Source organism: Pseudomonas helleri (assembly GCF_001043025.1).
Classification (GTDB): Bacteria; Pseudomonadota; Gammaproteobacteria; order Pseudomonadales; family Pseudomonadaceae; genus Aquipseudomonas; species Aquipseudomonas helleri.
Map to the genome: position 1 here is coordinate 287,181 of NZ_JYLD01000007.1, position 24,872 is coordinate 312,052.

A 24,872-nucleotide genomic window follows, 5' to 3' on the forward strand; every position below is an offset into this window, starting at 1 on the left:
TTGCTCGCGATTCGGCTACCTCGGTCTTTCAGCAAGACCGTGTCGATGCTTTCGCGGGCAAGCCCGCTCCCACATGAGCGCTGCGCCGTCACTCTTTTTTGTCATTACCGTGATCGAGTCCCGCACCATGAATACTGAATTTCGTAAAACGCTGCCGGGCACCCGGCTGGATTACTTCGACACCCGTGCGGCGGTCGATGCGATCACCCCCGGTGCCTACGACACACTGCCTTATACCGCGCGCGTGCTGGCCGAAAACCTGGTGCGGCGTTGCGATCCGGCCACGTTAAATGCCTCCCTGAGCCAATTGATCGAGCGCAAGCGCGACCTCGATTTTCCGTGGTTCCCGGCGCGTGTGGTGTGCCACGACATCCTTGGTCAAACCGCTCTGGTTGACCTCGCAGGCCTGCGTGATGCAATCGCCCAACAAGGCGGCGACCCGGCGCAAGTCAACCCGGTGGTGCCGACCCAACTGATTGTCGACCACTCGCTGGCCGTAGAATGTGGCGGTTACGACCCCGAGGCGTTTGAAAAGAACCGCGCCATCGAAGACCGCCGCAACGAAGACCGCTTCCACTTTATCGAGTGGACCAAAAAAGCCTTTAAAAACGTCGACGTGATCCCGCCGGGCAACGGCATCATGCACCAGATCAACCTGGAGAAAATGTCTCCGGTGATTCAGGTGCGTGACGGCGTAGCGTTCCCCGACACTTGCGTGGGCACCGACAGCCACACCCCGCACGTCGACTCGCTGGGCGTGATCGCCATCGGCGTCGGCGGCCTCGAAGCCGAAAGCGTGATGCTCGGTCGAGCCTCGTGGATGCGCCTGCCAGAAATCGTCGGCGTTGAGCTGACCGGCAAGCTGCAACCGGGCATCACCGCCACCGACATGGTGCTGGCGCTGACCGAGTTCCTGCGCAAGCAAAAAGTGGTCGGCGCCTGGCTGGAGTTCTATGGCGAAGGCGCTGCGGCGCTGACCTTGGGCGACCGCGCGACCATTTCCAACATGGCCCCGGAATACGGCGCCACGGCGGCGATGTTCTACATCGACCAACAAACCATCGATTACCTCAAACTGACTGGCCGCGAAGACCAGCAAGTGCAGTTGGTGGAGCACTATGCCAAGGTCAACGGCCTGTGGGCCGACAGCCTCAAGGGCGCGCAGTACGAGCGCAACCTGAGCTTTGACCTGTCATCGGTGGTGCGCAACATGGCTGGCCCAAGCAACCCGCATGCGCGGGTGGCCACCAGCGATCTGGCGAGCAAAGGCATCGCCGGGCAGTGGGATGAAGTGCCGGGGCAAATGCCCGATGGCGCGGTGATCATCGCTGCGATCACCAGTTGCACCAACACCAGCAACCCGCGCAACGTAATTGCCGCCGGTTTGCTGGCCCGCAACGCCAACAAATTGGGGCTGACCCGCAAGCCGTGGGTTAAATCGTCGCTGGCGCCGGGCTCGAAAACCGTGGCGCTGTACCTGGATGAAGCGGGCCTGACGGACGAGCTGGAGCAACTGGGCTTTGGCGTTGTGGCGTTTGCCTGCACCACGTGCAATGGCATGTCCGGGGCGCTGGACCCGGTGATTCAGCAAGAAATCATCGACCGTGACCTCTACGCCACGGCCGTGCTGTCGGGGAACCGTAACTTTGACGGGCGTATTCACCCGTACGCCAAGCAGGCGTTTCTGGCCTCGCCGCCGCTGGTGGTGGCTTATGCGATTGCCGGGACCATTCGTTTTGACATCGAAAAAGACGTCTTGGGCCCGGACGCTCAGGGCAATGAAATCCGCCTGAAAGACATCTGGCCGACGGATGAAGAAATCGACGCAGTGGTCAAGGCTTCGGTGAAACCGGAGCAGTTCCGCCAGGTGTACATTCCGATGTTCGCCATTCACGAAGACACCGGCCCGAAAGTCGAGCCGCTGTACGACTGGCGCCCGCAAAGCACCTATATCCGCCGCCCGCCGTACTGGGAAGGGGCGCTGGCCGGTGCGCGTCCGCTCAAGGGCATGCGCCCGCTGGCCGTGCTGCCGGACAACATCACCACCGACCATTTGTCGCCGTCCAACGCGATCATGCTCGACAGCGCCGCCGGTGAATACCTGGCGAAAATGGGCTTGCCGGAAGTCGACTTCAACTCCTATGCCACCCACCGTGGCGACCACCTGACTGCTCAGCGCGCGACCTTTGCCAACCCGAAACTGTTCAACGAAATGGTCATCGAGGACGGCAAGGTCAAGCAGGGTTCATTGACTCGCCTTGAGCCGGAAGGCCAGGTGATGCGCATGTGGGAAGCGATTGAAACCTACATGGATCGCAAGCAGCCGCTGATCATTATTGCCGGCGCCGACTATGGCCAGGGTTCGTCCCGTGACTGGGCAGCCAAGGGCGTACGGCTGGCGGGTGTGGAGGCGATTGCCGCCGAAGGGTTTGAGCGCATTCACCGCACCAACCTGGTGGGCATGGGCGTGTTGCCGCTGGAGTTCATGCCGGGCACCAACCGCAAAACCTTGCAGATCGACGGCAGTGAAACCTACGACGTGATTGGCGAGCGCACCCCGCGTGCCACGCTGACGCTGGTGATTACCCGTAAAAATCGCGAGCGTGTCGAGGTGCCTGTGACTTGCCGCCTGGACACGGCTGAAGAAGTGTCGATCTACGAAGCGGGCGGCGTGTTGCAGCGCTTTGCCCAGGACTTCCTGGAGTCGGCAACCGCTTAACCACTTCCTGTAGGAGCAAGCTTGTCTCGCGATCTTTTGATCTTCTAAAAAGATCGCGAGGCAAGCTCGCTCCTACAGAGGACATGACAGGATTCTATTCATGGCTTTTGCAGCGCAAATCAAAATCCCGGCGACGTATATGCGGGGCGGTACCAGTAAAGGGGTGTTTTTCAGCCTGCTCGACTTGCCTGACGTGGCTCAGGTGCCGGGAGCGGCTCGTGATGCGCTGTTGCTGCGGGTGATCGGCAGCCCGGACCCGTATGAGAAGCAAATCGACGGCATGGGCGCCGCCACGTCCAGCACCAGCAAAACCGTGATCGTCAGCAAAAGCCTGCACGCTGACCATGACGTCGACTACCTGTTTGGTCAGGTGTCGATCGACAAGCCTTTTGTCGACTGGAGCGGCAACTGCGGCAACCTGTCGGCGGCGGTCGGCTCGTTCGCCATCAGCAGCGGTCTGGTCGACCCGAGCCGTATACCGCGTAACGGCACGGCGGTGGTGCGCATCTGGCAAGCCAACATCAGCAAAACCATTATTGCCCACGTGCCTATTACTGACGGCGCGGTCCAGGAAACCGGCGACTTTGAACTGGATGGCGTTACCTTTCCGGCGGCAGAGGTTCAGCTTGAGTTCCTCAACCCGGCGGCAGAAGAAGAGGGCGCGGGTGGTTCGATGTTCCCCACCGGCAACCTGGTGGACGACCTGGAAGTGCCGGGCGTCGGCACCCTTAAAGTCACGATGATCAATGCCGGCATCCCGACCATCTTCGTCAATGCCCACGACATCGGTTACACCGGCACGGAACTGCAGAACGACATCAACGCGGATGCGAAAGCGCTGGCGCTGTTCGAAACCATTCGTGCCCACGGTGCGTTGCGCATGGGCCTGATCGATAACCTCGACGATGCCGCCAAGCGCCAGCACACACCCAAAGTGGCGTTTGTAGCCAAGCCTGCGGATTACTTGTCGTCCAGCGGTAAGCCGGTGAGCGCGAACAGCATTGATTTGCTGGTGCGTGCCTTGTCGATGGGCAAACTGCACCACGCCATGATGGGCACCGCTGCGGTAGCGATTGGCACGGCAGCCGCCATTCCGGGCACGCTGGTCAACCTGGCCGCGGGTGGCGAATTGCGCAGCGCCGTGCGCTTCGGCCATCCGTCGGGCACCCTGCGGGTGGGCGCACAAGCGCAGCAGGTTGACGGCGAATGGACCGTGACCAAAGCCATCATGAGCCGCAGCGCGCGGGTCTTGATGGAAGGTTGGGTGCGGGTGCCCCCGATTTGAAAAAAAACCTGTAGGAGCGAGCTTGTCTCGCGATCTCTTAACTACCCAACAGATCGCGAGGCAAGCTCGCTCCTACAACTGGTATGTAGAGCGGGCATTCAGACCTGCCAGCCTGACCCTGAGGATGGAACACGACACTCATTCACCCACTTGGAGTCACTCCACATGAGCGCCAACGTCGACCTCAACAATCGTCCCGACTATGACAAGGTTTTGCAGGACATTGCTGACTACGTCCTGACCTACCGCATCACTTCCCCAGAAGCCCTGAAGACCGCCCGAAACTGCCTGATGGACACCTTGGGCTGCGGCCTGCTGGCGTTGCGTTTTCCGGAATGCACCAAGCACCTGGGCCCGATTGTCGAGGGCACGGTGGTGCCGTTTGGCGCCCGTGTGCCCGGTACGTCGTTTCGCCTGGACCCGGTCAAGGCTGCATGGGACATCGGCTGTATCGTCCGTTGGCTGGATTACAACGACACATGGCTGGCGGCGGAGTGGGGGCATCCTTCGGATAACCTGGGCGGTATTCTGGCGGTGGCCGACCACCTCTCGCAAAAGCGTGTGGCCAATGGCGAAGCGCCTTTGACCGTGCGTGCGGTGCTGGAGGCGATGATCATGGCGCATGAGATTCAAGGCGTCATTGCCCTGGAAAACTCCTTTAATCGCGTCGGCCTTGACCATGTGCTGCTGGTGAAAGTTGCGTCGACGGCGGTCTGCGCCAAGCTGATGGGCGCTGATCGCGAGCAGTTGCTGGCGGCGTTGTCCCATGCGTTTGTCGATGGTCAGGCCTTGCGTACCTACCGCCATGCGCCCAACGCCGGCTCGCGCAAGTCGTGGGCGGCGGGGGATGCGTCGAGTCGCGGCGTGCGCCTGGCGGATATCGCGCTGCGCGGTGAAATGGGTATCCCGGGCGTGCTGACGGCGCCGCAGTGGGGCTTTTACGACGTGCTGTTCAGCCACACCAACAAGGACCTGGCGCTTAAGCCTGAAGGGCAGCGCCAATTCAGCCTGTCACAGCCTTATGGCACCTATGTGATGGAAAACGTGCTGTTCAAGATCAGTTTTCCGGCTGAGTTCCATGCGCAGACGGCGTGCGAAGCGGCCGTGACCTTGCACCCGCAGGTGAAAGATCGCTTGCATGAGATCGACAAAATCGTGATCACCACCCACGAATCCGCGATCCGGATCATTTCCAAGCAAGGCCAGTTGGCCAATGCGGCGGATCGAGATCACTGCATTCAATACATGACTGCCGTGCCGCTGGCATTTGGCAATCTGGTGGCGGAACAGTACGAAGACGACTTCCACGCTGCGCATCCGATCATTGATGAGCTGCGCGAGAAGATGGTCATTGTCGAAGAGCCACGCTACACCCGTGAATACCTGGAGGCCGACAAGCGTTCGATTGCCAACGCCATTCAGGTGTTTTTCAAGGACGGCTCCCACACGGAGCAGGTGATGGTGGAGTACCCGATCGGCCATCGTCGGCGCCGGGCTGAAGGCATTCCGTTGCTGGAAGACAAGTTCAAGGCCAACCTGGCCACGCGCTTTGTCGGCCAGCGCTGCAAGCAGATTTTTGAACTGTGCAAAGATCAGGCGAAGCTTGAAGCGACGCCGGTTCATGCATTTATTGATTTGCTGGTGATTTAAACCCAATCCCCTGTAGGAGCGAGCTTGTCTCGCGATCTTTTGATGGTTTAAAAGATCGCGAGGCAAGCTCGCTCCTACAAGGCGGTGGGGTTATTTAAAACGTCGCTCCACGCCTTTTTCGACCAGGATCTTGGCCGAGATTTCTTCTACCGAGAAATGGGTGGAGTTGATGTGCGGGATGTTTTCGCGCTGGAACAGGCTTTCGACTTCGCGCACTTCAAATTCGCACTGGGCGTAGCTGGAGTATCGGCTGTTGGGCTTGCGCTCGTTGCGAATGGCGGTGAGGCGATCCGGGTCGATGGTCAGGCCGAACAGTTTGTGCTTGTGCGCGCGCAAGGCCGCGGGCAGCTTCAGGCTTTCCATGTCGTCTTCGGTCAACGGGTAGTTGGCCACCCGAATGCCGAATTGCATGGCCATGTACAGGCAGGTCGGGGTTTTACCGCAACGCGACACACCTACCAGAATCAGGTCGGCCTTGTCGTATTTGTGTGTGCGCGCGCCGTCGTCGTTGTCGAGGGCAAAGTTCACCGCCTCGATACGCTCCATATAGTTGGAGTTATGGCCAATTGAGTGGGATTTACCCACTGAGTAGGAGGAATGTTCCGCTAGTTCCTGCTCCAGGGGCGCCAGGAAACTGGAAAAAATGTCGATCATGAAGCCATTGGCGGTGGCGAGGACTTCGCGAATATCCTGATTGACGATAGTGTCGAAGATTATCGGGCGAACACCGTCTTTTTCGGCGGCGTTGTCGATTTGTTGTACCATTGCCCGCGCTTTTTCCACGCTATCTATATAAGGGCGTGTGAATTTGCTGAAGGTCACGTTTTCGAATTGCGCCAACAAACTCTGGCCGAGGGTTTCGGCTGTGATGCCGGTGCCGTCGGATATAAAGAAAGCAGATCGTTTCATTTGCGCCTTGGGCCTTAAGCTGGTGACGTTTCTTGGATATGATAGGCGCGATTTTGTCGCCCGCAATGGCAGGCAGTGTCACTTATTTTCCAGGTCCAGGCCACAATCGCCGAGAGACTCCATAGACGGAGTGTCCGGCACCCTGAGCTTTTCCAACACAGTTAGTGGAGAGATCACCTTGGTAGAGTACGTAGTTTCCCTCGATAAGCTCGGCGTCCATGATGTGGAGCATGTGGGGGGCAAGAACGCATCCCTCGGCGAGATGATCAGCAACCTTGCAGGCGCTGGTGTATCGGTTCCCGGTGGTTTTGCGACGACTTCCCAGGCATACCGTGATTTTCTTGAGCTGAGCGGCTTGAACGATCAGATCCATGCAGCGTTGGACGCGCTGGATGTTGATGACGTCAACGCCCTGGCCAAGACCGGCGCCCAGATCCGTCAATGGATCATGGAAGCCGAGTTCCCTGAGAAACTCAACGCTGAAATCCGTGCTGCGTTTGCGACCCTCTCGCAAGGCAACCCGGACATGGCCGTTGCCGTACGTTCTTCGGCCACCGCCGAAGACTTGCCGGACGCCTCCTTTGCTGGTCAGCAAGAAACCTTCCTGAACATCCGTGGCGTTGAAAACGTGATTCGTGCGGCCAAGGAAGTGTTCGCTTCCCTGTTCAACGACCGTGCGATTTCTTACCGCGTGCACCAAGGTTTTGACCACAAGCTGGTGGCTCTGTCGGCTGGCGTACAGCGCATGGTGCGTTCCGAAACCGGCACCGCAGGCGTGATGTTCACCCTGGACACCGAGTCGGGCTTCCGTGATGTGGTGTTCATCACCGGCGCCTACGGCCTGGGCGAAACCGTCGTACAAGGCGCGGTCAACCCGGACGAATTCTACGTTCACAAACCAACCCTGGAAGCCGGTCGCCCTGCGATCCTGCGCCGCAACCTGGGTAGCAAAGCGATCAAAATGATCTACGGCGACGAAGCCAAGGCCGGTAAATCGGTCAAGGTCATCGACGTAGAGAAGGCGGACCGCGAGCGTTTCTGCCTGAGCGACGCTGAAATCAACGAACTGGCCAAGCAAGCGATGATCATCGAGAAGCACTACAAGTGCCCGATGGACATCGAGTGGGCCAAAGATGGCGACGACGGCAAGCTGTACATTGTTCAGGCCCGTCCTGAAACCGTGAAGAGCCGCACCCAGGCCAACGTGATGGAGCGTTACCTGCTCAAAGAAACCGGCACTGTGCTGGTTGAAGGTCGCGCCATTGGCCAGCGCATCGGCGCGGGCAAGGTTCGCATCATTAAAGACGTCTCCGAGATGGACAAAGTCCAGCCGGGCGACGTGTTGGTGTCGGACATGACTGACCCGGACTGGGAACCGGTCATGAAGCGCGCCAGCGCTATCGTTACCAACCGCGGTGGCCGTACCTGCCACGCCGCGATCATCGCGCGTGAGCTGGGTATCCCGGCGGTCGTCGGTTGCGGCAACGCCACTCAGTTGCTCAAAGACGGCCAGGGCGTGACGGTTTCGTGTGCTGAAGGCGATACCGGTTTCATCTTCGAAGGTGAGCTGGGCTTCGACATCAAGAAAAACTCCGTCGATGCCATGCCGGAACTGCCGTTCAAAATCATGATGAACGTGGGTAACCCGGACCGTGCGTTTGACTTCGCACAACTGCCGAACGCCGGTGTGGGCCTGGCCCGTCTGGAGTTCATCATCAACCGTATGATCGGCGTGCACCCAAAGGCACTGCTGAACTACGACGGTTTGCCGCAAGAAATCAAAGACAGCGTCGACAAGCGCATCGCGGGTTACAGCGACCCGGTTGATTTCTACGTCGACAAACTGGTTGAAGGTATCAGCACCCTGGCTGGCGCGTTTACCCCGAAAAAAGTGATCGTGCGTCTGTCGGACTTCAAGTCCAACGAATACGCCAACCTGATCGGCGGCAAACTGTACGAGCCGGAAGAAGAAAACCCGATGTTGGGCTTCCGTGGTGCTTCGCGTTACATCAGCGAAAACTTCCGCGATTGCTTCGAGCTCGAGTGCCGGGCCCTCAAGCGCGTGCGCAACGACATGGGCTTTACCAACGTCGAAATCATGGTGCCGTTCGTACGCACCCTGGGCGAAGCGAGCCAGGTGATCGACCTGCTGGCTGAAAACGGCCTCAAGCGTGGCGAAAACGGCCTGCGCATCATCATGATGTGCGAGCTGCCATCCAACGCGATCCTGGCTGAAGAGTTCCTTGAATTCTTCGACGGTTTCTCGATCGGCTCCAACGACCTGACTCAGTTGACCCTGGGCCTGGACCGTGACTCCGGCGTGATCGCTCACTTGTTTGACGAGCGTAACCCGGCCGTTAAAAAGCTGCTGTCCAACGCTATTCAGGCGTGCAACAAGGCTGGCAAATACATCGGTATTTGCGGTCAGGGCCCATCCGATCACCCGGATCTGGCGCTGTGGCTGATGGAGCAAGGCATTGAAAGCGTGTCGTTGAACCCGGACACCGTACTGGAAACCTGGTTCTTCCTGGCTGAAGGCCAAGCGCAAGCTTGAGTCGTTGAGAGAAGGGGCAGGGCAACCCATGGGTTGCCTTGCTCTCTATACGTGTTAGGGCGAGTTCGTGTTCGGATTCGCCCTTTTTTGTGCAAGAGCATTATGCAAAGCAGCAGCCATTTATTTCCCGTTGCCCTGATCAGCGCTGAGCGTCGGGGTGATCTGAGCGAAGACGTTTATCGCTTGAAGCCCGCCAACAGCCCGGATATTTCCGTGGAGTTGGTGGTGACCCGTCTGGGCATGGCCGATGCGGGCCAGGTGCGGGGTGTGCCGGTCATTTTGTTGCACGGCAGTTTTTCCAATCGTCGGTTCTGGTATTCGCCCAAAGGTGTCGGGCTGGGGGCCTTTTTGGCTCGCGCCGGCTTTGATGTGTGGCTGCCTGAAATGCGCGGCCATGGCTTGTCGTCGCGCAATATTCACTGGGCCAAAAATCGGGTGGCGGATTACGCCCGCTACGATTTGCCAGCCATTGGTGCGTTTGTGCGTGAGCAAAGCGGGCAAACGCCGCATTGGATCGGCCATTCACAAGGCGCTATCAGCCTGGCGGCGGCCCTGGGCGGTGAGTATCTGCAGGCGGCCGACGTGGCCTCGGCGGCGTTTTTTGGCTGTCAGATCAATCGCCGCTACTGGTCGCTGAAAATCCCGCCGGTGCAGTGGGGCGCTTACCTGTTGTTGAAGCGATTTGCGCAGTTGTCAGGCACCCGTCTCAAACGTGGCCCTGAAGATGAACCGGTCAGCATCGCACTCGAAACCCTGCGCTGGAATGGCTTTATGGGCCGTTTTAAAGACGCGGATCGCGATTGGTGGGCCGGCTTGGCACAGGTTGAACTGCCGGTGCTGGTGGTTGCCGCGGAGGGCGACCGACAAACACCGGAGTGGGCTTGCCGCAAACTGTATGACCAACTGGGCGCCGCGCAGCGCCAGTTTGTGTGCCTGGGACGCGAGCAGGGGTTCAGCTCTGACTTTAATCATGTCGACATGCTGGTGAGCCCGGCGGCTCAGCAAGAGGTGTGGCCACGGGTGCTGAACTGGCTGACCCACGCTGAGATGCGTTGATTGAAACCGCTCGGCAAGGGGGAGGGGGTTTCGGCGGGTAGTGGTTGCGGCTACTATATGACGCTTGTGGTGTTTCTGGTCATATTTTGTGGCCGGTTAGCTAATGAGTTCTCATTGGCGAGTGCGCGGCATGTTTAACGCCAGCGCTCGTCAGAACGTCTATAACAGTAGTGCTGCCGTTTTTCATCTTGCTGCGCCCACCTTTAACAGGAGCTAGTTCATGAATCACTACCTTACCCCCGACTTGTGCGATGCCTATCCAGAGCTGGTGCAAGTGCTGGACCCCCTGTTCAGCAACTTTGGCGGGCGTGATTCCTTTGGTGGTGAGATCGTGACCATCAAGTGCTTTGAAGACAACTCGCTGGTCAAAGAGCAGGTTGAACTCAAGGGGCATGGCAAAGTGCTGGTGGTGGATGGCGGCGGTTCCCTGCGCCGGGCGTTGCTGGGCGACATGCTGGCTGAAAAGGCCGCTAAAAATGGCTGGGAAGGTTTGGTGATTTACGGCTGCATCCGTGACGTCGACGTGATTGCACAAACAAACCTGGGCGTTCAGGCGCTGGCGAGCCACCCGATGAAGACTGACAAGCGCGGTATTGGCGATTTGAACGTGGCGGTGACCTTTGCGGGTGTCACGTTCCGTCCCGGAGAATTCATTTATGCCGATAACAATGGCGTTATTATTTCGCCCTCAGCTCTGAAAATGCCGACATGATTCAGGGCAAAAGCTCACCGCTCTAATCACAAGGACCACGGATGCAAGAGGAAGACAACGCACAGTGGGGGCTGGTGTACGCCCTGGTGCTGGACGGTAAGGGCGGTGCTCGCCATATCCCGCGTACTGAGCTGGACACGCTAGAACTGCAAAGTCATGAAAGCCTTTGGTTGCACTGGGATCGCAGTCACCCGCAAGCCCAGACCTGGTTGCGCGGTTCCAGTGGTTTGAGCGATTTCAGTTGTGATTTGCTGCTCGAAGAAAACACCCGTCCCCGTCTGCTGACCTTGCCCAACAACGAACTGTTGCTGTTTTTGCGCGGGGTTAACCTCAATCCGGGCGCTGAGCCGGAAGACATGGTTTCGCTGCGCATCTTTGGCAGTTCGCAGCGGGTTATCTCACTGCGTTTGCGAAGGTTGCGTGCCATTGATGAAATGCTCAGTGATTTTGAGCAAGGCGATGGCCCGAAAGATTCCGCCGAATTGATCTTGTACCTGGCTCAAAACCTGACGCTGAAGGTCCAGGACTTGATCGGCGACCTGTCCGAAATCGTCGATGACGAAGAAGATAAGATAGATGCCGACGAACGGTATACGCCGGAACACGGTGCTATTTTGCCGATCCGTCGAAGAGCCGCCGGTTTGCGTCGTTTTCTGGCGCCGCAACGGGATATTTTCGGGCAACTCGCGCGAACAAAAATCCCGTGGTTCAGCAGTGATGTGCTCGATTACTGGAACGAGCTCAACAACAGCCTGACGCGTTACCTGGAAGAGCTCGAACTCACGCGAGAGCGCGTGGGGCTGGTGCTTGAGGCCGTAGACCGGCGCATGAGCGAGCGCATGAGCCGCATCATGTACCGCTTCGGGGTGATCACCGGGATCTTTTTACCGATTACATTTCTCACGGGCTTGCTCGGGATCAATGTGGGCGGCGTGCCGTTCTCTAATAATCCCTGGGGTTTTCCCGTGGTTTGCAGCCTGATGGTGGTGATTGCCGTCGTGCAGTGGTGGTTTTATCGACGTTTGCAGTGGCTTTGAATGGGCGCGGAATGTGACCCGATTAAAGTGGCTTGCGTCTTTCACTGAGATACCGAGAGGTGCATATGCACGATCCGTTTGAACAGTCGCTACGTGAAATGCTCAAAACGCCGTCATCCAGCCGTGACGATGATGCGTGTTTGGGGCGAGTGCTGAAAACCGCCAATCGCCAGGTAGGCGCGGGCGATCTATTCAGCCTGCCCGGTCGCTGGATGCAAGCGCTGACGATTGCATTGAATAGCGGTTCGGCCCATATTGCGCCCGTTTCGCGGCGCAAACCTGCTGCTCGCCCTGTTGATAAGGCTGATTGAACATGGAACTTGATCTCTGGACTCAGAGCCTGGTCACAGCAATGACTGCCCTGTGGACTAAAATTGCCAACTTCATCCCGAACCTTTTCGGGGCGCTGGTTGTCGTACTGCTGGGCTTCGTGGTTGCCAAACTGCTCGATACCCTGTTGTCCAAGTTGCTCGCAAAGTTGGGCCTCGATCGCCTCATGGGCGGCACCGGCCTGACCAAAATTCTGGCTCGCATCGGCATCAAGGTGCCGATCTCGATCCTCATTGGCAAAATTGTTTACTGGTTCATCCTGCTGGTGTTTCTGGTGTCGGCGGCGCAATCGCTGGGGCTGGACCGCGTTTCTGCGGCACTGGATATTTTTACGGTTTATTTGCCCAAGGTTTTCGGAGCTTTGCTAGTGTTGTTGGCGGGTGTGCTGCTTGCACAGCTGCTCAATGGCCTGGTGCGAGGAGCGGCCGAGAGCGTCGGGTTTGATTACGCAAGCGGCCTGGGGCGTGTTGCCCAGGGGCTGGTCATCATCATCAGTATTTCCGTGGCTATCAGTCAGTTGGAGGTCAAAACCGACCTGCTGAACCACGTGATTGTGATTGTGTTGATTACCGTTGGTCTGGCTGTGGCCTTGGCCATGGGCTTGGGAAGTCGTGAAATTGCCGGTCAGATTCTGGCCGGGATCTATGTGCGTGAGTTGTACCAGGTTGGGCAAGAAGTGCGAGTTGGCGAGGTCGAAGGGCAGATCGAAGAGATCGGCACGGTTAAAACCACGTTGCTGACCGAGGAAGGTGAGCTAGTCTCAATTTCCAATCGGATCTTGCTGGAGCAGCACGTGACAAGCCGCTAATGCGGCAAACCCTGCTAATGTATGCCGCCGTAAAAATGCCTGCTTTGAAGGCTGATACGGTGGCCATTGACCTGACTGTCGGCACGACTCGTTTTGAATAAAGCCCAATCGCTATCCATGCGCTACGATCCCCGCGAGCTCTCTGATGAGGAGTTGGTTGCGCGCGCGCATGATGAGTTGTTTCACGTTACGCGTGCTTATGAAGAATTGATGCGTCGCTATCAACGCACTTTGTTCAACGTTTGTTCAAGGTATTTAGGGAACGATAGGGACGCGGATGATGTCTGTCAGGAAGTGATGCTTAAGGTGTTGTACGGCTTGAAAAATTTCGAAGGAAAATCGAAATTCAAGACATGGCTATATAGCATCACTTACAACGAATGCATCACACAGTATCGAAAGGAACGGCGAAAGCGTCGCTTGATGGACGCATTAAGTATTGACCCCCTTGAGGAAGCGTCTGAGGAAAAGGCGCCGAAACCTGAGGAAAAGGGCGGACTTGATCGCTGGTTGGTGCATGTGAATCCGATTGATCGCGAAATTTTAGTGCTGCGTTTTGTCGCAGAACTGGAATTTCAGGAAATCGCAGACATAATGCATATGGGTTTGAGCGCGACGAAGATGAGATACAAGCGCGCTCTTGATAAATTGCGTGAGAAATTTGCAGGTCTTGCTGAAACTTAGTTCAGTGCAAATGGCTCTACGTGTAGGCAAGGTCTGATAGACTTGCCGCCGAGTTGTCCCCCGGTATGTGGGACTGCTTTACAATCACCAGATGGGGATTTAACGGATGAAACTGAAAAACACCTTGGGCATTGCCATTGGTTCCTTTGTAGCCGCAACTTCGTTCGGTGCCCTGGCACAAGGCCAAGGCGCGGTCGAGGGTGAACTGTTCTACAAAAAACAGTACAACGACAGCGTCAACCACGTTGAAGACGGTTACAACCCAGGCGCCTCGATCGGTTACTTCATCACTGATGACGTTTCGATCAACTTCGCGTACGACAAGACCAACCACACCCGTTCGAACGACGGCACTGGTCACCAGAAGCTGCAAGGTGACAACTTTGGTCTGAACGCTCAGTACCACTTCGGCACCGTAGGCGACGCTCTGCGTCCATACGTTTCCGGCGGTGTTGCTCACAAGAGCATGACCAACGTTGAGGCTGATGGCCACAGCGGTCGCGACAAGTCGACTTTCCTGACTGCTGGCGCCGGTGTTAAGTGGTACATCACTGACAACCTGTTCGCCCGTGCAGGCGTTGAAGCTGACTACAAACTGGACAACGGCCGTTGGGACTACGCTCCTACCGTTGGTCTGGGTGTGAACTTCGGTGGCAGCGGTGGCAAAGTAGCTCCTGCTCCAGTTCCAGCTCCAGCACCAATCGCTGAGCCAGAACCAGAAGCTCCGATCGCTGAAGTGGTTAAAGTTGAGCTGGACGTGAAGTTCGACTTCGACAAAGCCGTTGTTAAGTCTCAGTACCTGCCAGACATCAAGAACGTTGCTCAGTTCATGCAGCAGTACCCTGCGACCAGCACTACTGTGAATGGTTACACTGACAGCGTCGGTACCGATGCTTACAACCTGAAACTGTCCCAGCGTCGTGCTGACTCTGTGCGTCAGGCTCTGGTACAGCAAGGTGTTTCGGCTGGCCGTGTAGACGCAGTTGGTCACGGTAAGGCAGATCCAGTTGCGACTAACGCAACTGACGAAGGCCGCGCTCTGAACCGTCGCGTTGAAGCCGTTGTACAAGCTCAATCTAATTAATTTTAGATAAGCTGCCAGAAAAACCCGGCTCAGGCCGGGTTTTTCTTTGCCTGTGATTTGCCAGGCGGCGCGGCTATAATTGCGCCCACTTTCCGTCACCCATCGAGTCCATTGCGCCCATGTATAACCTGGCCCGCCAGCTGCTTTTCAAACTGTCCCCTGAAGCCTCTCACGATCTGTCGCTGGATTTGATCGGGGCGGGCGGCCGTCTGGGGCTTAATGGTTTGTTGTGCAAGGCACCGGCGAAGCTGCCAGTGACAGTCATGGGGCTGAATTTTCCAAACCCGGTCGGTCTGGCTGCCGGTCTGGATAAAAACGGCGCAGCCATCGATGGTTTCGCCCAATTGGGTTTTGGCTTTGTTGAGATCGGCACGGTCACGCCGCGCCCTCAGCCAGGCAATCCAAAGCCACGTATTTTTCGCTTGCCGGAAGCGCAGGCCATTATCAACCGCATGGGCTTTAACAACCTTGGGGTTGATCATTTGCTGAGTCGCGTTCAGGCGGCCCGCTACAGCGGCATTCTGGGCATCAATATCGGCAAGAACTTCGACACGCCGGTTGAGCGTGCCGTCGACGATTACCTGATCTGCCTGGACAAGGTGTATGCCCACGCCAGCTACGTCACCGTCAACGTCAGTTCGCCGAATACACCGGGTTTGCGCAGCTTGCAGTTCGGTGATTCGCTCAAGCAGTTGCTCGAAGCCCTACAACTGCGTCAGAACGAACTGACGCAGCGCCACGGCAAGCGCGTACCGCTGGCGATCAAGATCGCACCGGACATGAGCGACGAAGAAACCGTGCTCGTGGCTCAGGCGCTGCTGGAGACCGGTATGGACGCTGTTATCGCCACCAACACCACGCTTAGCCGCGTCGGCGTTGAAGGTTTGGCCCATGGTGATGAGGCGGGCGGCTTGTCTGGCGCCCCGGTGCTTGAAAAAAGCACGCACACCGTCAAGGTGCTGGCCGCTGAACTGGCAGGGCGTTTGCCGATCATCGCGGCCGGCGGGATTACAGAAGGTAAGCACGCGGCTGAGAAAATCGCCGCGGGTGCGAGCCTGGTGCAGATCTACTCAGGCTTTATCTACAAAGGCCCGGCGCTGATTCGCGAATCGGTTGATGCAATTGCAGCGTTGCCGCGCAAGTAACGGGCAGCGCCTGGCGTGCGGGCATAAAAAAGGGCTCCTTTAAGGAGCCCTTGGGCCGAAGCCCGCCGCCTGGATAGGACGGCAAGGTTAAATCGTTGTCGCTTCAAGGTGATGTCGGAAGGTGTCCAGTGTTAGCCGACGGCGTTGATTTCGTTGAGTCTGTGGATGCCCGCAGTGCCAGTCATACCGTCCCAGTTGTCGCCGCGTCCTTCGCGCCAGCCGTTAATCCAGGCTTGACGTACCGACGGTAGAGTAAATGGGCAAAGCTCACGGGATTTACCATGTACGCCATTTTGATATCCGCGCAAAAATGCTCTTTCCAACGGATCACGCTTAAGTCTTCTCATAGGGTGTTTCCCTCACTTGTTGACTGTTTTATTTAGCGTCGACCTTCCAAAGGTCGGGGCAGATTGATCTGCCGTCGGGGGTGCTCGCTGCCGGCGTGGCGAGCCTTTCTGTTGTTGCCTGTGCGGCGACAACCTGAGTCCAGTTCTAACCAATGCACTCGGGTGAGGGAATGATCGTTTTGTCATAAGCACGTAACGAAAATGGTGTTACAGCCATAAGACAGGCTGTTTTTGCTCGTCCGGCTCCGGCAAAAGCCTGACAGGACGAGCGCTTGCAAAGATGATGAGTTTCATTCTCCGTTGCTAATAGCTGCCTGATCCACTCGGGCACTATTCGACGAAGGGTCTGAATATGACCAATTGTTTCTTAATGAATGACCTGCCTCAGCGTCTAGACTCACTCTGCCTCAGGGTGGGTGTTGTTGCTGAAGTGGAACGGCACAGTTTCGTGCCACGCGAGCGCTCTTCAAGAAAAGCGCTTGATTGAAAACGGAGCAGGCGATGCGTTGCCTGCCCACAGAAAGCTAAAAGCTCAGGAATCCCATGTCGGATCGTAACGAACTCTTCCTTACCTGCCCTAAAGGCCTTGAAGGTCTGCTCCTCGAGGAGGCTATTGGCCTTGGTCTTGAGGAAGCTCGCGAGCACACCTCGGCCATTCGTGGCTTGGCAGATATGGAAACTGCCTATCGCCTGTGTCTGTGGTCGCGCCTTGCCAACCGCGTGTTGCTGGTCCTCAAGCGCTTCCCGATGAAGAACGCCGAAGACCTGTATAACGGCGTGCTTGACGTTGACTGGCATGATCACATGGTCCCGGACGGCACCCTGGCCGTTGAATTCAGCGGGCATGGCTCGGGCATCGATAACACTCACTTTGGTGCTTTGAAGGTCAAGGACGCCATCGTCGACAAGCTGCGTACGCCGTCTGGTGAGCGCCCGTCGATTGACAAGTTCAGCCCGGACTTGCGTATCCACCTGCGCCTGGATCGCGGTGAAGCGATTCTGTCCCTGGACCTGTCGGGCAGCAGCCTGCACCAGCGTGGCTACCGTCTGCAGCAAGGTGCTGCGCCCCTGAAAGAAAACCTCGCCGCCGCCGTGCTGATCCGTGCCGGCTGGCCGCGCATGGCCGCTGAGGGCGCCGCACTGGCTGACCCGATGTGCGGTGTGGGTACGTTTCTGGTCGAGGGCGCAATGATCGCCGCCGACATTGCGCCGAACCTCAATCGCATTCATTGGGGCTTTGATGCCTGGTTGGGTCACGTACCGGCCATATGGAAAAAACTCCATGAAGAAGCCACTGAGCGCGCAGAAATCGGCATGGCCAAGCCACCGCTGTGGATTCGCGGATACGAGGCTGACCCACGGCTGATTCAGCCTGCGCGCAACAACATCGAGCGGGCTGGCCTGAGCCACTGGATCAAGATTTACCAGGGTGAAGTGGCGACCTTTGAGCCGCGCCCAGATCAAAACCAGAAAGGCCTGGTGATCTGCAACCCGCCGTACGGCGAGCGTCTGGGCGATGAAGCAAGCTTGCTTTATCTCTACCAGAACCTCGGTGAGCGTCTGCGTCAGGCGTGTCTGAACTGGGAAGCGGCGGTGTTCACCGGCGCCCCGGATCTGGGCAAGCGCATGGGCATTCGCAGCCACAAGCAGTATTCGTTCTGGAACGGCGCTTTGCCGTGCAAGTTGCTGTTGATCAAGGTCACCCCGGATCAGTTCGTGACGGGTGAGCGTCGCACCCCTGAGCAACGTCAGGCCGAGCGTGAACAGGCTGAGTCTGTGGTCGAAGCGCCTGTGCAGCAGCAGTTCAACAAGAACGGCAACCCGATCAAGCCTGCACCGGTGGTGATCGAGCAACCGCGCTTGAGCGAAGGCGGGCAGATGTTTGCCAACCGTCTGCAAAAGAACCTCAAGGCACTGGGTAAATGGGTCAAACGCGAGGGGATTGATTGTTACCGCGTTTACGACGCCGACATGCCTGAGTACTCGATGGCGATCGACCTGTATCACGACTGGGTCCATGTCCAGGAATACGCAGCGCCTAAATCGGTTGACCCGGAAAAAGCCTCAGCCCGTATGTTCGATGCCCTGGCGGCGATTCCACAGGCGCTGAACATCGACAAGAGCCGGGTGATCGTCAAACGCCGTGAGCGTCAGAGCGGCACCAAGCAGTACGAGCGTCAAAGCGCGCAGGGCAAGTTCACCGAAGTGATGGAAGGTGGCGTAAAGCTGCTGGTGAACCTCACCGATTATCTGGACACCGGGCTGTTCCTTGATCACCGTCCAATCCGCATGCGCATCCAGAAAGAGGCGGCCGGCAAACGCTTCCTCAACCTGTACTGCTACACCGCAACGGCGAGTGTGCACGCTGCCAAAGGCGGTGCGCGCAGCACCACCAGCGTTGACTTGTCCAAGACGTATCTGGACTGGGCGCGGCGTAACCTGTCGCTGAACGGTTTCTCGGACAAAAACCGCCTGGAGCAGGGCGATGTGATGGCCTGGCTGGATGCCTGTCGTGAAGAGTACGACTTGATCTTCATTGATCCGCCGACCTTCTCCAACTCCAAGCGCATGGAAGGCATATTCGACGTTCAGCGTGACCACGTGCAGTTGCTCGATCTGGCCATGGCGCGTCTGGCGCCGGGCGGCGTGCTGTACTTCTCGAACAACTTCCGCAAGTTCGTTCTGGATGAGCATCTGGCCGCGCGTTATGCCGTTGAAGAAATTACCGCGAGCACCATCGATCCGGACTTTGCCCGTAACAGCAAAATCCACCGGGCCTGGAAAATCACGGCCCGTTGATGCTGCCCCGGCGGTAATCAGCCCATAAAAAACGCCCCCTTTCTTGCGATCGGGGGCGTTTTTTATTGCCTGCCTGACGTTATGGCGCGATAGACACCGCGCGGTTAGCCACGGCTGGCTGGCGATACAGGTCTAGCAATACCTGATCGAGAATCGAAGACGCACCCCACGGACGCGGGTCGTTCAGGATGGCGACCACGGCCCAGGTGTCGCCGTTGCTGTCGCGGCTAAAGCCGGAAATGGCGCGCACGGTATTCAGGGTGCCTGTCTTGATGTGTGCCTGACCGTTCATCGCTGTGGTTTTCAGGCGCTTGCGCATAGTGCCGTCTTTACCTGCGATCGGCAGGGAGCTGATGAACTCGGCAGCGTAGGGGCTTTTCCAGGCGGCTTGAAGCATTTGCGCCATTTCACGTGCGCTCACACGCTCGGCACGCGACAGGCCGGAGCCGTTCTCCATGACCAGATGCGGCGCTGTGATGCCTTTTTTGGCCAGCCATTGGCGTATCACGCGCTGCGCAGCTTTGGCGTCATCGCCGTCGGCATCGGTACGGAACTGAGCGCCGAGGCTGAGGAACAACTGCTGGGCCATGGTGTTGTTGCTGTATTTATTGATGTCGCGAATGATCTCGGCCAGGTCTGGCGAGTAGGCGCGAGCCAGCAGTTTTGCACCTTTAGGGACGCTGGCCTGACGGTCCTGGCCCTGAATACTGCCGCCCAGCTCCTTCCATATGGCGCGCACGGCGCCGGCGGTGTAGGTCGCGTGATCAAGCAAGGACAGATACGTCTGAGAGTTGCAGCCGTCTGCCAGTTGACCGCTGACGGTGACAATCACCGAGCCGTCGGCTTGGGTGACGGGGTTGTAGCGGACATCGCCGGTGCATTGCTTGGCGTTGATGGCCTTGACCTGATTGTCGATGCGGATGCTCGCAATAGGCGGCTCTACCGAGACCAGCACCTTGCCCGAATCGTTACGCGCTACAAAGCGCAAGGCTTTGAGGTTGACCATCAGAGCGTCGGGTTTGACCAGGAACGGCTTGTTTTCGTCATTGCCGTCATCGTTGAACGCCGGCAATTGCGGTTGTTCGAAGAAATTGCGATCCAGTACCAGGTCGCCGGTGATTTGCTGTACGCCGTTGGCCCGCAGGTCGCGCATCAACAGCCAGAGCTTCTCCATATTGAGCTTGGGGTCGCCGCCGCCCTTGAGGTACAGGTTGCCCTGCAAAATACCGTTGTTCAGGGTGCCGTCGGTGTAGAACTCGGTTTTCCACTGGTGGGTCGGGCCGAGCATTTCCAGGGCTGCATAGGTGGTCACCAGTTTCATGGTGGACGCCGGGTTCATCGATACATCGGCGTTGAAGACGGTCGGAACACCCGGGCCGGTCAGTGGCAGCAATACCAAGGACAGTGCGTCGTCTTGCAACTTGTTGGTCTTGAGCGCTTGCTGGACTTTCGGAGTCAGGGTGGCGTTGACAGGGGCGGCATTGGCGCCGAAGGCGAGCGGCAAAAACAGGCTGGCCAGAAACAATGGTCGTAAAGATTTAATCATCAAAAGTAAAACCCTGCAGGCGAGGGGGAAAATAAGAGGGCATGAACAAAAAGTCCCTCGATGGTCATAAAAGTGTTGGCATTATGCCCCAAGGTTATCGGGCTTGTGCATCAGCGTAGGCCAGGGATTGACTTATTTAATGCATAAAACGATGAGTCGCTCACATGCAACCGGGCAGCGCCAGCCTGAAGCTGGTAAAGTGCCGCCGGTAATTACTTAAGAGGATTGTTCAATGGCTACTAATCGTTCCCAGCGTCTGCGCAAAAAACTGTGCGTTGATGAATTTCAGGAGCTGGGTTTTGAGCTGAACCTGGATTTCAAAGAAGACCTGTCGGATGAGGCTGTCGACGCATTCCTTGACGCTTTCTTGAAAGAAGCCATGGAAGCTAACGGCCTGGGCTATGTTGGCGGCGACGACTACGGTCTGGTTTGCCTGCAGAAGCGCGGTTCGGTCAGCGAAGAGCAACGTGCTGCTGTTGAAGCCTGGTTGAAAGCTCGTCCAGAGCTGACCAGCGTTGAAGTGAGCCCGCTGCTGGACGTGTGGTACCCGGAAAAGCCAATCAATCCGGTAGCCTGACGTCAAACATAAAGGCAGCCTGCGTGGCTGCCTTTGTGTGTTTCATGCCTTTGCCCGTCCTGGGTGCTTGCTGTTTCAAAAATCCCTGTGCTGACACTGTATGCCTATCTCTTCGGACGTAGCCTCGCAAGGCTCGACAACGACTACGGGCATGGCACAGATTTTTAGTCGTAAATGGCTTTCTTCTTCCAGTCGCCCTCAGCCTCATCGGTTTTAAGCCCTTCAGTCAGCGCGTTGACCTCATCGCTGCTGGGCTCCAGCGTGCTTTGCAGCAGGGCATTGGCACGCACCAATTGTGCTTCAAAGGCTTTGAGTGACTGGCCATACGGGGCAGGGTCGGCCTGTTTGCGCAAATACTGCACGCCGCGCTCATAGGCCAGGCGCGCCTGACCCGGCTGGTTTTGCTGGAACGCCAATTGGCCAAGGTTATTGAAGAACTCAATATGCAGCACCACCAGCAGGTGACGGATCTCTTTGAGCCAGTGCTTGGCTTCATTGGCGGGCAGTACACGGTCTTTGGCGGCGCGGGTGATCTGGCCATGCAGCGTTTCCAGCAGAAAGCGCACATCTTTGGCCTTGGCTTCGGTCATGATCGGGTTGGGCGGATTGTTGACCGGGATCGACTCACCTTGCGCAACCAGTGCTTCAAGCTCGGCAACCCGTGCTTTTAAGCTGGCGTCGGATTTTTGCAGCAGCAACAGACGTTGGGTGGCATTGAGTTCAAGGCGGGTCAGCAACAACTTGAGTGCCGACGTCATCAGTTGCCCGGGAAAGGTCTCGTTGACTTCACTGCAACGGCGAATACGGTCATTAAGTTCGGTTTTGAGCCGGGCTTTTTCCACCTTGTTGTGTTCCACCATGTGGTTGATGTAGCCGATGGCGATCAAAAGCACGATCCCGGCAACGACGAGCAGGGTGATGATGGAAGGCGTCAACGTTAAAACCTCTTCGGGTGGTCTGCCTGCAATAGAGTGTGCCAGACAATGTTGCTAATAGGCTTGATCTTAAACAGGTGCGTTAGTTCATTGGGGTCAGGCGGTTGGCTATCTATAGAGAGGTCCATATTCGATAGGTGCATTTGGCCATCACTCAAGCCTGATCATCATAGCGCCTTGTAGGAGGCCGGAATATAGGCCCTAGGAGTCATACGTCACACTATGTAGGAAAAGGCCTAGAAGGGCGGGAAGTCATTGATTTCAATAAATTTTCATATTGGGGTTGACGACTTCCAAAACCATCCCTAGAATGCGCGCCAATTGCAGCGTAAAGCGAACAGCGAAACGCATGTAACCAGTGAAGTTGTAGTGTGTCCCCTTCGTCTAGTGGCCTAGGACACCGCCCTTTCACGGCGGTAACAGGGGTTCGAGTCCCCTAGGGGACGCCAATGCGGGAATAGCTCAGTTGGTAGAGCACGACCTTGCCAAGGTCGGGGTCGCGAGTTCGAGTCTCGTTTCCCGCTCCATTTTTAAGCAGCTTCGCTCTCGGGCGGGGTTGAGTGAAAGCCAAAGCGCACACTTAGGTGAGCGTAGTTGGCACTGAAATGTACAGTGTACGTTTCGGGCAACGTCCCCTTCGTCTAGTGGCCTAGGACACCGCCCTTTCACGGCGGTAACAGGGGTTCGAGTCCCCTAGGGGACGCCATTATTGCGGGAATAGCTCAGTTGGTAGAGCACGACCTTGCCAAGGTCGGGGTCGCGAGTTCGAGTCTCGTTTCCCGCTCCATTTTTAAGCAGCTTCGCTCTCGGGCGGGGTTGAGTGAAAGCCAAAGCGCACACTTAGGTGAGCGTAGTTGGCACTGAAATGTACAGTGTACGTTTCGGGCAACGTCCCCTTCGTCTAGTGGCCTAGGACACCGCCCTTTCACGGCGGTAACAGGGGTTCGAGTCCCCTAGGGGACGCCATTATTGCGGGAATAGCTCAGTTGGTAGAGCACGACCTTGCCAAGGTCGGGGTCGCGAGTTCGAGTCTCGTTTCCCGCTCCATATTCTTGTTTTAAAGAGTGCTCAGCCACTGTTTAAAGCATTAAAAAAAGAGGCCTCTTAGGCCTCTTTTTTTATGTCTGTAGTTTTTACTCCGTACCCAAACAGGCATCCGCCCAATCAGTGCACCTCCCCCAGTGTACGCTTGATCAGTTGCGCCGCCGGATCGGTCTCAAAGCGCGCTTCGAGCACCCGTATATCGAGGTTATTGGGCAGGCTGATGCGATGGGTCAGCACCAGGGTCATGGCCTCGGTATCGATGCGCAGGGTGGCGTCTGGCGTATGGTTTTGCGCGACGAATGCCTGGACACCCTCCAGATGTGGGCCGCTTTTGAACTCATGGCTATTTCATAAACTTGTCAAAATCGATGTTGGAGAAAGGAAGAGTCGGACTGTCGAATTGACGCAGAATGTGGAGGTGTGGATCCAGCTTAAGGCGTCGAAGGTTATCCAATGTAGCGCTTCCACCCATGACGAGCGCAGGTTCGAAGCCGAACATTTCATCGGGCTCAAGTGGGCCGTACTTCTTTATAGCGCGTTCAAACAGCAGTTTTCCGTTGGCGTCAGGGTAGTCGAAGTCTTCTAGCTTGGCAGAACCAAACAGAGCCTGAATGGAAGGATCGTGATCTGGTAAGGGTTTGGGGTTGAGCTGGTTTTTCAGAGCGAGGATTTCATTGTGGATACAAGTGATGGTGACGCTTGCGCCTGTTGTTTCGCCGCACAAGTAGAGGTCGCCAAAGGCATCGCGGGCAATGACGTGGAAGTTATCTATGTTGACAAACGGTGTCCCCTCAAGCCATACATCCTTGATGTCTTCATATTCATCGGGATTAACTGTCCATACTCGTCCGTTTGCATACCCTGCCCAGCCTTCTTCCCGCCAGTAAGTCATCAAGATGGGAGGGAGCTTGCCGGTCCATTGAGCAAGGGTGGCTTCTGAAACAGGCGTGCTGTAAGTGGCTTCGCCAAATTTCTCGATGAAGTATTCGAAATGAGAGTCTCTCATGTTTATTTTCCTTTTTGGCTGATGACAGATTGTCAGTTCCGTATTCTTTACGTCTGAGCCATCACCGCGGGCGACTGCATTGAGTTATTTCTAATAGTACTTTCGTAAATACCGTCATTAACTTGCCCGCTGAAAGGCAACTCTTTCTCTGGCAGATTGCGGCGTGTGGGCGCATTAGCGCGGCTTGTGGGCGACCATGCATCGAGCTTGCTATTCCTGACGCCGGAGTTCGTTCAGCTGTTCGAGCGGCAAGTCTATGTGTTAGTACACAGCTGGCACGGCGCATTTTTAATGACTTATGCGCGTAATCGTCCCGGGAGGTCATAAATCGGCAACAACCAGTAATCGACCTCGTGGTTAGTACTGGTTACTGTCCTATTACATCACGGAACTGAGGTCATACGCTTAGTATGCCGGGGTGCCTGCTCTAAGTTGGAGCGCAGCTCTGCTGCTCCAAAAAGAGTTGCGATGGGGTTTCAACAATGGCACAAAGTTTACTCAGGCTTATAAATAACCTTTGAATCGCCCCTAGTTTCGTAGACACCTCCAAGCCTTAAAATGAGGCCCATTAGGAGGTGCCATGAGCAACCAGCGATATCCCGAAGAATTCAAAATCCAGGCGGTCAAACAAGTGACCGAAAAGAA

General features: G+C 56.8%; 20 protein-coding genes and 6 tRNA genes. 20 read left to right on the forward strand and 6 right to left on the reverse strand.

All coding sequences use genetic code 11. The annotated features are described in order from the left end of the window. The first annotated feature begins 127 nt into the window (after positions 1 to 127). The 3 genes from acnD to prpD all read left to right on the forward strand — a co-directional run bounded on the left by acnD (position 128) and on the right by prpD (position 5,654). Positions 128 to 2,719, forward strand: coding sequence for a Fe/S-dependent 2-methylisocitrate dehydratase AcnD (gene acnD, locus TU84_RS13880; RefSeq protein ID WP_048369889.1), 2,592 nt, complete (start codon positions 128 to 130; stop codon positions 2,717 to 2,719). A gap of 100 nt (positions 2,720 to 2,819) precedes the next feature. Beyond that, positions 2,820 to 4,004 carry a 2-methylaconitate cis-trans isomerase PrpF gene (prpF, locus tag TU84_RS13885; RefSeq protein ID WP_048369820.1) on the forward strand — a complete coding sequence of 395 codons (1,185 nt, stop codon included), beginning with the start codon at positions 2,820 to 2,822 and terminating at the stop codon, positions 4,002 to 4,004. Between the two features lie 165 nt (positions 4,005 to 4,169). Continuing rightward, entirely contained in the window at positions 4,170 to 5,654 is a 1,485-nt protein-coding gene (gene prpD / locus TU84_RS13890; protein ID WP_048369823.1) for a 2-methylcitrate dehydratase, read from the forward strand. A 90-nt stretch (positions 5,655 to 5,744) separates the two neighbouring features. Here the strand turns inward: prpD and ppsR are convergent, their stop codons facing one another. Continuing rightward, positions 5,745 to 6,563, reverse strand: coding sequence for a posphoenolpyruvate synthetase regulatory kinase/phosphorylase PpsR (gene ppsR, locus TU84_RS13895; protein WP_048369824.1), 819 nt, complete (start codon positions 6,561 to 6,563; stop codon positions 5,745 to 5,747). Between the two features lie 178 nt (positions 6,564 to 6,741). Here ppsR and ppsA point away from each other — a divergent pair, with 178 nt between their 5' ends. The 9 genes from ppsA (at position 6,742) to TU84_RS13940 (ending at position 15,973) form a co-directional block, all read left to right on the forward strand. Continuing rightward, a complete protein-coding gene (gene ppsA / locus TU84_RS13900) occupies positions 6,742 to 9,117 on the forward strand; it encodes a phosphoenolpyruvate synthase (protein WP_048369825.1) in 2,376 nt (791 codons plus the stop codon). 102 nt (positions 9,118 to 9,219) lie between these two features. Next, on the forward strand, positions 9,220 to 10,173 hold the full coding sequence (locus TU84_RS13905; protein WP_048369827.1) for an alpha/beta fold hydrolase: 954 nt from the start codon (positions 9,220 to 9,222) through the stop codon (positions 10,171 to 10,173). A 220-nt stretch (positions 10,174 to 10,393) separates the two neighbouring features. Continuing rightward, entirely contained in the window at positions 10,394 to 10,885 is a 492-nt protein-coding gene (gene rraA, locus TU84_RS13910) for a ribonuclease E activity regulator RraA (RefSeq protein WP_048369829.1), read from the forward strand. 41 nt (positions 10,886 to 10,926) lie between these two features. Continuing rightward, on the forward strand, positions 10,927 to 11,922 hold the full coding sequence (locus TU84_RS13915; protein ID WP_048369830.1) for a zinc transporter ZntB: 996 nt from the start codon (positions 10,927 to 10,929) through the stop codon (positions 11,920 to 11,922). A 65-nt stretch (positions 11,923 to 11,987) separates the two neighbouring features. Then, a complete protein-coding gene (locus TU84_RS13920) occupies positions 11,988 to 12,233 on the forward strand; it encodes a hypothetical protein (protein ID WP_048369831.1) in 246 nt (81 codons plus the stop codon). 2 nt (positions 12,234 to 12,235) lie between these two features. Then, a complete protein-coding gene (locus TU84_RS13925; RefSeq protein ID WP_048369832.1) occupies positions 12,236 to 13,060 on the forward strand; it encodes a mechanosensitive ion channel family protein in 825 nt (274 codons plus the stop codon). A 93-nt stretch (positions 13,061 to 13,153) separates the two neighbouring features. Next, positions 13,154 to 13,744: an RNA polymerase sigma factor SigX gene (gene sigX, locus TU84_RS13930; RefSeq protein WP_088500243.1), complete on the forward strand. Its 591-nt coding sequence runs from the start codon at positions 13,154 to 13,156 to the stop codon at positions 13,742 to 13,744. 106 nt (positions 13,745 to 13,850) lie between these two features. After that, entirely contained in the window at positions 13,851 to 14,828 is a 978-nt protein-coding gene (locus TU84_RS13935; protein WP_048369836.1) for an OmpA family protein, read from the forward strand. Positions 14,829 to 14,947: 119 nt separating this feature from the next. Continuing rightward, a complete protein-coding gene (locus TU84_RS13940) occupies positions 14,948 to 15,973 on the forward strand; it encodes a quinone-dependent dihydroorotate dehydrogenase (protein ID WP_048369838.1) in 1,026 nt (341 codons plus the stop codon). A gap of 131 nt (positions 15,974 to 16,104) precedes the next feature. Here TU84_RS13940 and rmf read toward each other — a convergent pair whose 3' ends face one another. Beyond that, complete coding sequence (gene rmf, locus TU84_RS25585) at positions 16,105 to 16,320, reverse strand: ribosome modulation factor (protein ID WP_082148720.1); 216 nt, start codon at positions 16,318 to 16,320, stop codon at positions 16,105 to 16,107. Positions 16,321 to 16,863: 543 nt separating this feature from the next. Here rmf and rlmKL point away from each other — a divergent pair. Then, a complete protein-coding gene (gene rlmKL / locus TU84_RS13945) occupies positions 16,864 to 19,119 on the forward strand; it encodes a bifunctional 23S rRNA (guanine(2069)-N(7))-methyltransferase RlmK/23S rRNA (guanine(2445)-N(2))-methyltransferase RlmL (RefSeq protein WP_048369839.1) in 2,256 nt (751 codons plus the stop codon). A gap of 79 nt (positions 19,120 to 19,198) precedes the next feature. On the opposite strand, the gene dacB is transcribed toward rlmKL, so the two are convergent. Further along, entirely contained in the window at positions 19,199 to 20,665 is a 1,467-nt protein-coding gene (dacB, locus tag TU84_RS13950) for a D-alanyl-D-alanine carboxypeptidase/D-alanyl-D-alanine endopeptidase (protein ID WP_048369841.1), read from the reverse strand. A gap of 232 nt (positions 20,666 to 20,897) precedes the next feature. Between dacB and TU84_RS13955 the strand changes: the two genes are divergently transcribed. After that, complete coding sequence (locus TU84_RS13955; RefSeq protein ID WP_048369844.1) at positions 20,898 to 21,242, forward strand: YggL family protein; 345 nt, start codon at positions 20,898 to 20,900, stop codon at positions 21,240 to 21,242. 164 nt (positions 21,243 to 21,406) lie between these two features. Here TU84_RS13955 and TU84_RS13960 read toward each other — a convergent pair whose 3' ends face one another. Further along, complete coding sequence (locus tag TU84_RS13960) at positions 21,407 to 22,177, reverse strand: hypothetical protein (protein WP_048369846.1); 771 nt, start codon at positions 22,175 to 22,177, stop codon at positions 21,407 to 21,409. A gap of 373 nt (positions 22,178 to 22,550) precedes the next feature. Between TU84_RS13960 and TU84_RS13965 the strand changes: the two genes are divergently transcribed. The 6 genes from TU84_RS13965 (at position 22,551) to TU84_RS13990 (ending at position 23,224) form a co-directional block, all read left to right on the forward strand. Next, positions 22,551 to 22,626 (forward strand) — tRNA-Glu (locus TU84_RS13965). Positions 22,627 to 22,628: 2 nt separating this feature from the next. Next, positions 22,629 to 22,704, forward strand: a tRNA-Gly gene (locus tag TU84_RS13970). 103 nt (positions 22,705 to 22,807) lie between these two features. Continuing rightward, positions 22,808 to 22,883: transfer RNA gene (locus TU84_RS13975), tRNA-Glu, on the forward strand. A gap of 5 nt (positions 22,884 to 22,888) precedes the next feature. Beyond that, positions 22,889 to 22,964, forward strand: a tRNA-Gly gene (locus TU84_RS13980). 103 nt (positions 22,965 to 23,067) lie between these two features. Continuing rightward, a tRNA-Glu gene (locus TU84_RS13985) sits at positions 23,068 to 23,143 on the forward strand. A gap of 5 nt (positions 23,144 to 23,148) precedes the next feature. Then, positions 23,149 to 23,224: transfer RNA gene (locus TU84_RS13990), tRNA-Gly, on the forward strand. Between the two features lie 117 nt (positions 23,225 to 23,341). Here the strand turns inward: TU84_RS13990 and TU84_RS26615 are convergent. Further along, positions 23,342 to 23,467: a hypothetical protein gene (locus tag TU84_RS26615; RefSeq protein ID WP_277620857.1), complete on the reverse strand. Its 126-nt coding sequence runs from the start codon at positions 23,465 to 23,467 to the stop codon at positions 23,342 to 23,344. Between the two features lie 97 nt (positions 23,468 to 23,564). Further along, the gene (locus TU84_RS13995; protein WP_048369848.1) at positions 23,565 to 24,227 is read right to left on the reverse strand and encodes a GAD-like domain-containing protein; all 663 of its coding nucleotides are present in this window, start codon (positions 24,225 to 24,227) and stop codon (positions 23,565 to 23,567) included. Positions 24,228 to 24,872 lie beyond the last annotated feature (645 nt).